This is a genomic window from Photobacterium sp. WH24 (genome assembly GCF_019204055.1).
GTDB classification, from domain to species: Bacteria; Pseudomonadota; Gammaproteobacteria; order Enterobacterales; family Vibrionaceae; genus Photobacterium; species Photobacterium arenosum.
Window position 1 is genome coordinate 21,101 of record NZ_JAGSOZ010000005.1, and the last position, 13,098, is coordinate 34,198.

The 13,098-nt window shown below is 52.0% G+C and carries 9 protein-coding genes and 12 tRNA genes; all 21 read right to left on the minus strand.

The window, feature by feature from the left end:
• Positions 1-32: 32 nt before the first annotated feature.
• Complete coding sequence (luxS, locus tag KCG43_RS07575; RefSeq protein WP_192015704.1) at positions 33-551, minus strand: S-ribosylhomocysteine lyase; 519 nt, start codon at positions 549-551, stop codon at positions 33-35.
• Between the two features lie 50 nt (positions 552-601).
• Positions 602-1,216 (minus strand): hypothetical protein, encoded by a 615-nt coding sequence (locus KCG43_RS07580; protein ID WP_218384218.1) that lies wholly within the window; start codon positions 1,214-1,216, stop codon positions 602-604.
• A 137-nt stretch (positions 1,217-1,353) separates the two neighbouring features.
• On the minus strand, positions 1,354-2,943 hold the full coding sequence (gene gshA / locus KCG43_RS07585) for a glutamate--cysteine ligase (RefSeq protein ID WP_218384387.1): 1,590 nt from the start codon (positions 2,941-2,943) through the stop codon (positions 1,354-1,356).
• A 192-nt stretch (positions 2,944-3,135) separates the two neighbouring features.
• Entirely contained in the window at positions 3,136-5,988 is a 2,853-nt protein-coding gene (locus tag KCG43_RS07590; RefSeq protein ID WP_218384219.1) for a pitrilysin family protein, read from the minus strand.
• A 35-nt stretch (positions 5,989-6,023) separates the two neighbouring features.
• Complete coding sequence (locus KCG43_RS07595) at positions 6,024-6,446, minus strand: YqaA family protein (protein WP_218384221.1); 423 nt, start codon at positions 6,444-6,446, stop codon at positions 6,024-6,026.
• 3 nt (positions 6,447-6,449) lie between these two features.
• Complete coding sequence (locus KCG43_RS07600) at positions 6,450-7,400, minus strand: NADP-dependent oxidoreductase (RefSeq protein ID WP_218384223.1); 951 nt, start codon at positions 7,398-7,400, stop codon at positions 6,450-6,452.
• A 173-nt stretch (positions 7,401-7,573) separates the two neighbouring features.
• A tRNA-Arg gene (locus KCG43_RS07605) sits at positions 7,574-7,650 on the minus strand.
• Positions 7,651-7,687: 37 nt separating this feature from the next.
• A tRNA-Arg gene (locus tag KCG43_RS07610) sits at positions 7,688-7,764 on the minus strand.
• 47 nt (positions 7,765-7,811) lie between these two features.
• A tRNA-Arg gene (locus KCG43_RS07615) sits at positions 7,812-7,888 on the minus strand.
• Positions 7,889-7,926: 38 nt separating this feature from the next.
• Positions 7,927-8,003 (minus strand) — tRNA-Arg (locus tag KCG43_RS07620).
• A gap of 47 nt (positions 8,004-8,050) precedes the next feature.
• A tRNA-Arg gene (locus KCG43_RS07625) sits at positions 8,051-8,127 on the minus strand.
• 47 nt (positions 8,128-8,174) lie between these two features.
• A tRNA-Ser gene (locus KCG43_RS07630) sits at positions 8,175-8,266 on the minus strand.
• A gap of 10 nt (positions 8,267-8,276) precedes the next feature.
• Positions 8,277-8,353, minus strand: a tRNA-Arg gene (locus KCG43_RS07635).
• A 46-nt stretch (positions 8,354-8,399) separates the two neighbouring features.
• Positions 8,400-8,476, minus strand: a tRNA-Arg gene (locus tag KCG43_RS07640).
• Between the two features lie 44 nt (positions 8,477-8,520).
• Positions 8,521-8,612 (minus strand) — tRNA-Ser (locus tag KCG43_RS07645).
• 11 nt (positions 8,613-8,623) lie between these two features.
• Positions 8,624-8,700: transfer RNA gene (locus tag KCG43_RS07650), tRNA-Arg, on the minus strand.
• A 47-nt stretch (positions 8,701-8,747) separates the two neighbouring features.
• Positions 8,748-8,824 (minus strand) — tRNA-Arg (locus KCG43_RS07655).
• A 41-nt stretch (positions 8,825-8,865) separates the two neighbouring features.
• Positions 8,866-8,957 (minus strand) — tRNA-Ser (locus KCG43_RS07660).
• Between the two features lie 218 nt (positions 8,958-9,175).
• Entirely contained in the window at positions 9,176-9,373 is a 198-nt protein-coding gene (gene csrA / locus KCG43_RS07665; RefSeq protein ID WP_218384225.1) for a carbon storage regulator CsrA, read from the minus strand.
• A gap of 329 nt (positions 9,374-9,702) precedes the next feature.
• Entirely contained in the window at positions 9,703-12,327 is a 2,625-nt protein-coding gene (gene alaS / locus KCG43_RS07670; RefSeq protein WP_218384227.1) for an alanine--tRNA ligase, read from the minus strand.
• 187 nt (positions 12,328-12,514) lie between these two features.
• On the minus strand, positions 12,515-12,976 hold the full coding sequence (gene recX / locus KCG43_RS07675) for a recombination regulator RecX (protein WP_192015710.1): 462 nt from the start codon (positions 12,974-12,976) through the stop codon (positions 12,515-12,517).
• Positions 12,977-13,098 lie beyond the last annotated feature (122 nt).

The window sequence follows — 13,098 nt, forward strand, 5'->3', positions numbered from 1 at the left end:
TTTTTTTGTGTCGATGCAAAGTCAGTAAACGCTTACTTTACTTTCAATTCCTGCAACATACTGTCTGGCAGAGCTAACTCTTGGTTTTTATTCACATCAATGCCGCGATCCAGAATATCCTGTGCGATCTGTTTGGCTTCGTCCAGTGAGTGCATGCTGTAAGTACCACACTGATATTCATTCAGTTCAGGAATCTGCTCCTGTGAAGCCACTTTCAGCACATCTTCCATCGCAGCACGCCAGCTGTCTGCCACTTGCTGTTCATCAGGCTCACCGATCAGGCTCATATAAAAACCGGTACGGCAACCCATTGGTGACAGGTCGATGATTTCCACTGCCCCGGAGTTCAGATGAGCCCGCATGAAACCGGCAAACAAATGCTCCAGGGTGTGAATACCGCGCTCGGAGAGGATTTCCTGATTGGGGCGACAGAAACGCAGGTCAAACACAGTAATAGTGTCGCCCTTTGGTGTCTGCATTGTTTTAGCAACACGCACAGCCGGTGCATGCATCTTGGTATGGTCGACGGTAAAACTATCTAATAATGGCATGGTGTCCTTCTCCTTTGCCTGTCGTGTCGTAGCCTGGCAGTCCCTTCCGCTCAGAACGGCCACCAGCTGCGGTTATCTTCCAATTCCTGCCGGCATTGCTTCAATTGCCAGCCATACGATTTCGCCTGCTGATCCACTTTACGGGACACTTGCAGCAGAGTCGGCTTATGGCGATAAGTTCCGCGGCTATAGCCACCTCGCCCTTCATGATAGGCCAAATACTGGTTATAAGCATCCCACTTGGATATCCCCAGTTGCCGCTGTGTTTCATCGGTATACCAGCCGATAAACATCAGTGCATCATCAAAACTGGTACGTGAACTCCAGCTACCGGTCGCGCGCTGGTAATCTTCCCAGGCAGGATCTTGTGCCTGCGCATAGCCATAGGCGCTGCTGCTGCGGAACCAGGGTATCACGCCCCACACATAGGGACGGGGAGGACGGGCATCATGACGGAAAGCGCTTTCCTGACGCACAAAGGCCATAGCAACCTGAATGGGCGTCCCCCAGCGCTTTTCCATGTCGAGCGCGTCCTGATACCAGTCGGGGTTCTCACGGAAAATGTCACATAAGTTTGATTGATTTTGGGGCGGAGGTGTTGCGCAACCGGTTGTTATTAAAACCAACAATATCAGCGCCACCCCTTTTGTTGTTGCCAAAAGCATTTTTCACTCCCTGAATTGGAACCAAAGTGAAAACGGCAGGTCTGATATTATGACTGGCAGTGCAAACTGTCGTCATCCCTGCGAAATTGTAATTTTATTGGGCAGCAAGGTCGCTGCCCGTTTTTTTATCTCTGCTGTTACGCTTTCTTAAACGGATTTTGTTGCAGATCCGCAAAATAATCAGCCAGAAACGCTTCAAAAGACACCTTATCAGCCTGCTCGATTTGCTGCTGTTTCATCACAGAGGCTGCCGCTTCCGACTCAAAATCAGACTGAGAATACCGGCTGTAACTCTGCTTATCCAGCCACTCGGCATGCTTTGCAGCTAATTCCAGGCCAAACTTACCAATGCCTTCATTGGCTTCAATGTGACGCAAGACTTGCGCAGACAATGTCAGTTCAGGATTATTGACCCACCCGGTCAGGGTTGCCAGTGTTTGCTGGTAGCTGTTGCCACCGTTAGCCTGATCCATGGCCACAGCAACCTGCTCCAGCTCAGAGAAGACGCGCAAGGCCCAGTCACGCAGCGGCAAACGTTCGCCACGGCAACCGATTTGCAGCTGCAGCTCAGAATCCCGCCCCTGCAGTACCACTTTCTTCCAGTTGTCACGCCAGCAGGCCAGTTCGGCATCATCCATATCATCAGACGGCGACAAGACCGCCCAGGTCAGGAAGAGATCCAAAAAGCGGACCTGTTCAGAGGTGATACCTATCGGGCTGAACGGGTTGACATCCAGTGAACGCACTTCAATGTACTCCACACCACCCCGCTCAAGGGCTTCAGACGGTTTCTCGCCGCTGTTGGTCACTCGCTTGGGACGGATCGGCGCATAAAGCTCGTTTTCAATCTGCAGCACATTGGTATTCAGCTGGCGCAATTGACCGTCGACGTTAACGCCGATATCGGCAAATTCTTCAGACGGGGTATGGATTGCTTTCTGTAAACCGTCCAGATACTGAGCCAGATGATTAAAGCCAATCTTCAGTGCACTCTGGGCATGATTGGTATACCCCAGATCGCTCAGACGCAGTGCGGTAGACTTCAGCAGGAAATAGGTGCCTTTACCTGTCTTTTGAAAATCGAGCTTAGCGCCGTCTTTTTTCAGGAATGAGCCACACAACGCCGGAGAAGCACCGAACAGATAAGGGATCAGCCAGCCAAACCGGTAGTAGTTTCGGATCAAGGCAAAATACGACTCAGACACTGAAGCCTGACGCTCGTCTTCGCTCTGATCACCAAACAACTGTTGCCAGAAACTGTCCGGAAAGGAAAAGTTGAAATGTACACCAGAGATAATCTGCATGATGCTGCCGTAGCGGCGTTTCAACCCTTCACGATAGAGGGTTTTCATCCGACCAATGTTGGAGCTGCCATATTGTGCCAGTTCGATATCCGACTCATCACCGACATAACAAGGCATGGACATAGGCCAGAGCATTTCGCTGCCCAGCTGGCTGTAGCTGAATTTATGGATATCGGACAATTGAGATAACAGCTCATCGACATCTCGAGACACCGGGGTAATAAACTCCAGCAGAGACTCAGCAAAGTCCGTTGTTACCCACTTATTGGTCAGGGCCGAACCCAGGCCGACAGGGTGCGGTTGAGTGGATAACTTCCCTTGCGGGGTTATTCGTAACGCTTCCCTTTCCAGGCCACGACCGAATTGTGTCAGCGCTTGCGGATTGGCCGACACCCTCTCTAACCTTTGTGAAAAATCCATCAGGCTGTTCTCAATCATCACTATCACAGGGGAGCTAGGGTAATCATAATTCTTGCTGATTACCATGATTATTGTTGATTTAGCAAAGGGTTTCCTGCCTGTGGTAACGGCAGCAATAAAAAAAGCCGATACATAGAGTATCGGCTGATATCTTAAGCTGAATACTGGCTTAATACGCCGGTAATTATGCTGATCTTACTGCACTGGTTTTAAAGGATGAACCGGCATATTCAGTGTTTGTAATTGCGGCAATAATGACTGTGCATCTCCCACCACAATAATTTGGTAATCCTTGGGATCAAACCATTTTTCCGCCAGCTCATTGAGCCTGTTTTTACTGATAGAAGCCGTGATCGCATTGCGCTGCGACACAAAGTCATCCTCAAGCTGATAGGTCATGATCTGCCGCAGCAAATCCGCTTTATCACTCGGGGTTTCATAGCTCAGTGCCTCTTGCTGACCTACCGCCAGACGCATAAAGGCCAGCTCATCATCCGTCAGGCCGCTGCTGCTGTAGTTCGCCAGCTCTTTCATCATTTCCTTGATCGCCGGTAAGGTCACATCGGCACGCACTTCGGCATAAAACACAGAGAGCCCGGCTTCTTTATTGCCGCTCTGATAACCACCGGCACCATAGGTGTATGCCTTATCCTCGCGCAGATTAAGATTAATCCGGCTGTTAAAATTGCCAGCCAGATTAAAGTTAGCCAGCTGGAGTTCGAACTGTTCACCCGTGGCATCGTACGGCAGGCCATTACGCACTAAGCGTACCGTACTTTGCGGCGCTCCCGGCTTATCAACCAGCCAGATTGCCGGTTTCGACCGGACAGGCAGCGCAGGGGTAACATAACTGGGTGCCGGCGCCCCCTGCCAGCTTGACAGAAATGACAGATGTGATGTCAGCTCTGCGGGCTGGACATCGCCAACGACGGCCAATTGTGCCCCATTGGGGGTGTAGAAGCGCTGATAAAACGCTTTGACATCGTCCAGTGTCATTGACTGAACCGACGCCAGCGTGCCATCCGAAGGACGACCAAACACAGTCTTGCCGTACAACACCTCGCGGGTGGCCTGACTGACCAGCCAGCTCGGTCGCTGATGATCATACACCAGGCCTTCCAGCGCCTGTTGTTTCACCCGGGTAAAATCCTCTTCATTGAAGGCTGGTTCGAACAAACGCTCCTGCATAATAGCCAGCGTTTCATTGAGGTGCTTCTTCAGGGTAGTAACAGAAACAACAGACCCGTACATACCTGATGAGAAGGTCACAGTACTGCCCAGCGTATCAAGGCGGGACACCAAATCTTCCGATGAATGGCGCTTGCTGTCTTCTGCCAGCATCGCCGCGGTGAGCTCGGCCAGCCCCTCTTTGCCAATAGGTTCATAGCGGCGGCCAGCCGGTAAAACCAATTGCAATTCCACGGTCGGGGTTTCATCGTACTGGGTGCCCAGCACTGCAATACCGTTAGCCAGCGTGAAGCGGTATAACTCTGGCACCTGAGCCGTAACCGGCTCTGAAGGCTGTGGCATCACTGAGCGGTCAAACCCTTCGCGCTGTGGCTCGCGCAGGTTCAGCTCATTGTCCTGAACGGATTTGTGCTCAGGAATAAGGCGATCTGCCGGACGGTAGTTGGCTTTGGCAGCGGCCATCTCTGTACGCCCGTTTGGCACAGTACTGAGCACCACTTTGGGCTGGTTCTCCACATAACGCCGGTATACCGCCTCCACGTCAGCGGGTTTAACGTTACGCAGATTGGTCAGCTCGGTACCCAAACGGTTTGGATCACTGTAAAAGGTCTGGTAAGCCGCCAGCTGCGCCACTTTGCCATGCACACTTTGCAGGCCAAAAATGGCAGAGGCTTCAGCCATGCCTTTCATTTCATCAAGTTCTTGTTGGTTGACACCGCGCTGAGCCAGACTGCTGAGCACTGTGCTGACGTCGTCATAAATGCGGTCCAGCTGTCCTTGCTCACCACTCTGGCCGATGGCATAGACATACATAGTACAGGCCAGCTCACCACAGTCGTGATAGGCTCCGGCATCCACCACTTTTCCGGTTTTCACCAAGGCCTGGTACAAGATACTGTTCTTACCGCCCCCTATGACTTTCGCCAGCATATCCAGCGATGCATCATCCGGCGCCCCTTTGTGCGAGGTCGGCCATGCCATCATCAGCATAGGCTGCTGAATATTGTCTTCCAGGGTCAGGTATCGGTCAGCATCCAGCTTAACGGGCGCTTTCGGCGGATTATCAACTTTCGGTCCACGCGGAATATCACCAAAATACTTCTGTACCCATGCCAGTGTTTCGGCTTTATCAATATCACCACCAATGGTCAGTGTGGCGTTATTCGGCCCGTACCAGCGCAGAAAGAAGGCTTTCAAATCGTTAACATCAACCCGGTCCAGATCGTCAACATAGCCGATAGGCTGCCACGAGTAAGGGTGTGTCCGCGGGAAAAGTGCCTCGCCAATCCGCTCACTCACCATGCCGTAAGGACGGTTCTCATAGCGTTGTGCACGCTCGTTTTTTACCGTGGCGCGCTGAATCTCAAATTTGTGCTGGGATACGGCACTCAGCAAAAAGCCCATGCGGTCTGATTCCAGCCAGAGCACTTTCTCCAGCTGATTCGACGGCACAGTTTCAAAGTAATTGGTACGGTCACGGTTGGTTGTGCCATTCATCGTACCGCCGGCTTCGGTGATCAGGCGAAAGTGCTCCTGATCGCCGACATGTTTGGAGCCCTGGAACATCATGTGTTCGAAGAAATGGGCAAAACCTGACTTGCCTAATTGCTCGCGGGCTGATCCCACATGATAAGTCACATCCACATGCACGATAGGATCTGAGTTATCCTCATGCAGGATCACCGTCAGGCCATTATCCAGCACATATTTGCTGTAAGGGATCACGACTTCAGCGCTGGTGTCCGATACACTTTCGACAAAATGCACACCATCAGGCAATGACTGTGCCTGTTCGGGGGGCGTCTGACTGCTGCATCCGCTAAGGACCAGCAACACAAGGCTCAGAATCCGCTTTTGCACGTTCGCCTTCCTTCTATTAGTTTCAGAGTGAAAAATCAAAACAGCAGCACCAGTATGACGTACCGCACGGCTTTGCCGATGAGAATAAACAAGGCACAGAGTCCTGCCCGCATCCGCAGCCAGCCTGCAGCCAGGCAAAGCGGATCACCCACAACAGGCACCCAACTGAGCAGCAGGCTCCAGTAACCGTATTTTTTTATCCAGGCAACTGCTTTAGTATGACTCTGATTTTCTTCAGAAGTTTTATCGGGTATGCAACGTCCCAGATAAAAACTCACCATGCCCCCGACAGTATTACCCGCAGTGACAACGGTAACCAGCAGCCATGCCGGCTGTGACTGAGCACTGAGAGCCGCCAGAAGGCCGGCTTCCGAGCCTCCCGGCAGCAAGGTCGCGCTGAGTAAGCCAGTGAAAAACAGCCCCCACAGCAGAGCTTCGCCAGACCAACTCCAATCCATTCGTCAGTCTTTCATTACCAGAACTATTTTGCCGCGGGTACGACCCGTTTCTATCTGACGGTGTGCCTCCGCGCCCTGCACAAGCGGGAACTGCTCTGTTATCAACACTGTCAGATCACCTTCTGCCATCATAGCCAGCATCTGATCGTTCTGCGCCACCGAAGGGGATACCAGCATGCCTTGTGCATGCAAGCCGGTGACTTTTGCCGCTGCGGTCACACTCTCTGCCGTGATGGTCGGCACAGTCACCACACGACCGCCCGGTTTAACACAAGACAAAGCTGCCACGCCTATTTCGCCTCCAACCAGATCGATCAACACATCCACCGCCTGTAGCTGAGCTGCCAGCTCACCTTTTTGGTAATCCACCGCTTGTGCGCCCAGAGAGGAGACGAAATCCTGATTATCCGCCGAACAACTGACCACGACCTCAGCACCTTTGTGGCATGCCAGCTGTATCGCCAGATGACCCACTCCACCAGCACCGGCTAAGATCAAGACCCGCTCACCGGCCTGCACTGATGTTTTTTCCAGTGCCTGCCAGGCCGTTTGCCCCGCCAAAGGTAACGCCGCTGCTTCTGCTAAGGGTACACCATCCGGCACCGGACTCAGGCTGTCCGCCTCAGCCAGTACCTGCGTACTGTATCCACCGCCTTGCAAAGGAAACCCGATAAAGCCGCACACTCTCTGCCCTGCGCTCCATTCAGTGACCTCCTCGCCAACGGCGGCGATGACGCCGGCAACATCATAGCCCGGCACCCAAGGCAGCTTGTCCCGGTTTTGCTGCGCAGCCCAACCTAAGCCTGCCCGGGTTTTGGCATCAATAGGATTGACGCCCGAATAAGCCACATCGATCAGCACCTGCCGCCCTTCCGGCGCAGGGATCTCGACCGATTGCAGCTGAAGACAGTGGACATCGCCAAAGGCAGTAATAGCAAGCTGTTGAGTTGTCATGGTTATTTTCCTTCTAAATCCGGTGGAATCCTTAGCCTTATCATTGCAAGGCAAGCCAAAGCTACCCCTTTCCACACAGAAATACCAGTGGTTGCAGGCAAGGCTCAGAAGAGAAACGGAGAAACGGGAAATACAGACAATAAAAAACCCAGCCGGGGCTGGGTTTATAAGGATGGCGCGTCCGGGAGGATTCGAACCTCCGACCGCCTGGTTCGTAGCCAGGTACTCTATCCAGCTGAGCTACGGACGCGCAGAGCAGATGCGTGAAAAATCACGACTTGAAATGATGGCGCGCTCGGGAGGATTCGAACCTCCGACCGCCTGGTTCGTAGCCAGGTACTCTATCCAGCTGAGCTACGAGCGCGCAGAATCAGTTTTTGAAGTAGCAGTCCATTGATACTTGATCAAATATGGCGCGTCCGGGAGGATTCGAACCTCCGACCGCCTGGTTCGTAGCCAGGTACTCTATCCAGCTGAGCTACGGACGCGCAGAATTTTCTGCGTGAAAAATCACGACTTGAGATGATGGCGCGCTCGGGAGGATTCGAACCTCCGACCGCCTGGTTCGTAGCCAGGTACTCTATCCAGCTGAGCTACGAGCGCGCAGAATCAGTTTTTGAAGTAGCAGTCCATTGATACTTGATCAAATATGGCGCGTCCGGGAGGATTCGAACCTCCGACCGCCTGGTTCGTAGCCAGGTACTCTATCCAGCTGAGCTACGGACGCGCAGGGTCTCACACAATATCTAAAGGGACTCTAGCTATTGGGAAGAATGGCGGTGAAGGAGGGATTCGAACCCTCGATACGGGATAAACCGTATACTCCCTTAGCAGGGGAGCGCCTTCAGCCTCTCGGCCACCTCACCACACAAATAATGGCGCGCTCGGGAGGATTCGAACCTCCGACCGCCTGGTTCGTAGCCAGGTACTCTATCCAGCTGAGCTACGAGCGCGCAGAAACTTGTGTTTTCACAATGTCTGACATTGCGATTTAAATAATGGCGCGTCCGGGAGGATTCGAACCTCCGACCGCCTGGTTCGTAGCCAGGTACTCTATCCAGCTGAGCTACGGACGCGCAGGTTTTACTTCTTGCTTTCAGTCATCACACTGAAGAAAGAATGGCGGTGAAGGAGGGATTCGAACCCTCGATACGGGATAAACCGTATACTCCCTTAGCAGGGGAGCGCCTTCAGCCTCTCGGCCACCTCACCACACTGTATAATGGCGCGCTCGGGAGGATTCGAACCTCCGACCGCCTGGTTCGTAGCCAGGTACTCTATCCAGCTGAGCTACGAGCGCGCAGAAACAGTTATTCAGCAGAGCCCTTGAGCCCTGCTTCTGAAATATGGCGCGTCCGGGAGGATTCGAACCTCCGACCGCCTGGTTCGTAGCCAGGTACTCTATCCAGCTGAGCTACGGACGCGCAATTTGCAAATACCACTTCTTTCAAGCTGTTGAAAGGAATGGCGGTGAAGGAGGGATTCGAACCCTCGATACGGGATAAACCGTATACTCCCTTAGCAGGGGAGCGCCTTCAGCCTCTCGGCCACCTCACCGTCTTGCGGTCGCTCATATTACTGTCAGGCAAAAATAAGTCAAACACTTTATTGAGAAAAAGCGCCTTTCCATCGCTGGCTGAACACTTAATCACCAAACCGCTATCAAAAGCTTCCCGGGTGGTGACTTCGTCATAATTTTCACTGACCTGGCGCGTTGTCTGCGGCCAAAAACAAAAAAGGCCAGCTAATTAGCCGACCTCTTTATAAAACAGGAATTAGTAGTTACCTGAACCCTGTGTTCCGGTATCTTTTTCTGCCTGTATACGCATGTAGATCTCTTCACGGTGAACAGACACTTCTTTCGGCGCATTAACACTGATGCGAACCTGATTTCCCTTTACGCCAAGTACGGTCACGGTTACTTCGTCACCGATCATTAGCGTCTCACCTACGCGACGAGTCAAAATTAGCATTCGATTGCTCCTTGAGTAATCTTACTTGTAATTAGTGTTTATAAAGCTTTTTTACACAAAAAAGCCCATATAGTTCATGGTCACTGCTCAAGAAACAGCGAGAAGTGGGCGATTATCCAGACTTTAACAATCAACCACAAACATTTTCTGCATCTGGCGTACCACTCAGATCAGACCCAAAAACTGTACTCGACCACTCGCCATTGCATCCTTTGTCAGGTTCAACGACTCAATTGACTGTAATTATAGCACTTTTTGAATGATTGATGTCGACTGTACCACAGTCAACACCAACACTTAAGTCGCCGTTCTGCAATCAAGGCGCTTCGTTACAGACGCTCGGTCAGCCAAGGCGACACACTTTCCAGCGCGGCGGGTAACGCCCCAGCATCTGTACCGCCAGCCTGAGCCATGTCAGGACGACCACCGCCTTTGCCGCCAACCTGCTGAGCCACCATATTCACCAGATCGCCAGCTTTCACTTTCGCGATCACATCTTTGGTGACTCCAGCGATCAGGCCAACCTTGCCGTCACTGACATTACCTAAGACAACAACGCCGCTTCCCAGCTGGTTTTTCAGCTCGTCTACCATACCACGCAGTGCTTTGTTATCTGCACCGTCCAGCTTAGCAATCAAGACCTTAGTACCATTAATTTCTTGCACCTGATTAATCAGATCAGCACTTTCCTGGGCAGCCAGCTTGTCTTTCAGTTGCTGGATTTCTTTCTCCAGTTGCTTACTGTGGGTAACCAAAGCATTCACTTTGATGGCAACAGACGCTGAATCCGATTTCACCAGACTGGCCGTTTCGGCCAACAGACTGTCTTGCTCATGCAGCACCTCGATGGCGCCTTCACCTGTCACAGCTTCGATACGACGGACACCCGCGGCAATTCCCCCTTCCGACACTATCTTGAACAGGCCAATATCACCGGTCTGGCGGGCATGAATACCACCGCACAGCTCAGTCGAGAAGTCACCCATGCTCAGTACGCGCACTTGGTCATCGTACTTCTCGCCAAACAGCGCCATCGCCCCTTTGGATTTCGCGGATTCAATGTCCATGACATTGGTTTCAATCACATGGTTCAGGCGGATTTGTTCGTTAACAACGCGTTCAATCTTGCGCAATTGCTCAGGTTTGACTGATTCCAGGTGCGAGAAGTCAAAACGCAGGCTATCAGGTTTCACCAGTGAGCCTTTTTGAGCCACATGCTCACCCAGCTCCTGACGCAGTGCCGCATGCAGCAGGTGCGTGGCAGAGTGGTTCAGACTGATAGCCGCACGGCGCTTAGCATCAACCTGGGCATTCACACGATCACCCACAGACAAAGATCCTTCGCTCAGGGTGCCCTGATGGCCAATAGCGTCGCCAAACTTCTGCGTGTCTTCAACGGTGAAAACCACACCTTTGGCGGAAAGCAGTCCTGTGTCGCCACACTGACCACCAGATTCAGCATAAAACGGTGTGTGATCCAGAATGATCAGCGCTTTGTCGCCGGCAGCCACAGTGTCCACCGCTTCACCGTCACGGAAAAGCGCCACAATCTGACCTTCACCCTGAGTGCCGTCGTAGCCGCAAAACTCAGTTTCCGCATCCACTTTCACGCTGTCGTTATAATCAACGCCGAACTGACCGGCTTCACGGGCACGCTGACGCTGAGCTTCCATGGCATTGTTGAAGCCTTCTTCATCAATGCTGAAACCACGCTCACGAGCGACATCGTTGGTCAGATCAGCAGGGAAACCATAGGTATCGTACAGTTTAAAGACAGTTTCACCGTCCAGTACTTTGCCATCCAATGCGTCAATCGCTTCATTCAGGATCGACATACCGCGATCCAGCGTACGACCAAAGTTTTCTTCTTCGATCTTCAACACTTTCTCAACCATAGCCTGTTGCTGTTTCAGCGTCTCACCCGCGCTGCCCATGACCTCAGCCAGAGGACCGACAAGCTTGTGGAAGAAAGCACCGGTTGCACCCAGTTTGTTGCCGTGGCGTACCGCGCGACGAATGATACGGCGCAGAACATAACCGCGGCCTTCGTTAGACGGCATCACACCATCCACAATCAGGAAAGCACAGGAACGAATATGGTCAGCAACAACCCGCAGAGACTGGTTAGTCAGATCGTCATAGCCAATCACAGAAGCCGCTTCTTTGATCAGCGCCTGAAAGATATCTATTTCATAGTTTGAGTGAACGCTTTGCATGATGGCCGCCAAACGCTCGATCCCCATCCCCGTGTCCACAGAAGGCTTAGGCAGCGAATCCATCTGGCCGTCGGCCTGGCGGTTAAACTGCATGAAAACGATATTCCAGATCTCAATAAAGCGATCGCCGTCTTCTTCCGGCGAACCCGGAGGACCACCCCAGATATGATCACCGTGATCGTAGAAAATTTCAGTGCAAGGTCCGCACGGGCCGGTGTCGCCCATCTGCCAGAAGTTATCAGACTCGTATGCCTTACCGCCGGTTTTGTCGCCAATGCGGATAATACGATCTTCCGGTAAGCCAATAACCTTGTGCCAGATATTAAAGGCCTCATCATCGGTCTGATACACAGTGACCAGCAAACGCTCTTTCGGCAGTTTCAGCACACCGGTCAGAAATTCCCAGCCATACTGAATTGCTTCTTCTTTGAAATAATCACCAAAGCTGAAATTACCCAGCATTTCAAAGAAGGTATGGTGACGGGCAGTAAAGCCGACATTCTCCAGGTCATTGTGTTTACCACCAGCACGTACACAGCGCTGCGCCGTGGTCGCTCGGGAGTAATTACGCTTTTCCAGACCCAGGAAAGTATCTTTAAACTGGTTCATACCTGCATTTGTAAACAGCAGGGTCGGGTCGTTGGCGGGAACCAGCGACGAACTTTCGACTATCTGGTGGCCTTTGCTTTCAAAAAACGTAAGAAACGCACGGCGAATCTCATCAGTGCTCATGTACATTTGACAATCCTGAATAATGCTGTGTTAATCCCCCTGCCTGCAACTGCGCCCCAGTTGCCTGCTGCCGAACAACAAAGTTCAGCTAACATGCAGGTTTAATCAATCTAAGATAAAAGGTTTACCGGCTATTGTAAAACAACGCGGGTTTGACGGGAAATGTTCTGTTAACACAATGGCAGAATCAGCCTCAGTATTCATCTTCAACCGCTAAGGCATACCGAATCTGGTCGAAATTAAAACCTCTTGATTGCATAAAACGTAACCGGCGGGCTTTTTCTTTCGGTGTGTCCATTTGAGTGTCACCAAACTTGCGCTGTGCCACCGCTCTGGCCTGTTCGAACCAATCCACTTCGGCATCTTCCAGTGCTTGCTTGATACACAAGTCATGCACCCCTTTCATTTTCATTTCCTGTTTGATACGCAACATGCCCCAGCCTTTTGATACCCCGTTACGCACTGCCATGGCCGCGTAACGGGCATCATCCAGCCAGTTGTAATCCTGGCAATAGGCAACAGCATCACTGACCTCCTGCTCGCTGTAGCCGCGCTGCTTGAGCTTCTGTTGCAACTCACGCTGGGCATGGTCACGCCGTGACAGATACCCCACAGCTGCTTCTTTGGCCGAGATTTTGGGCGCTTGCCTTCTCACCTTTACACCTCCCCGATTTACATTTACCAAGCAAGATAGATTGCTGATTGATACCGAGCTCTCTGAATACTTCAGTAGCTCAACCGTCAATACAAAACGGGCACTGGCATGGGTGGTTTCAC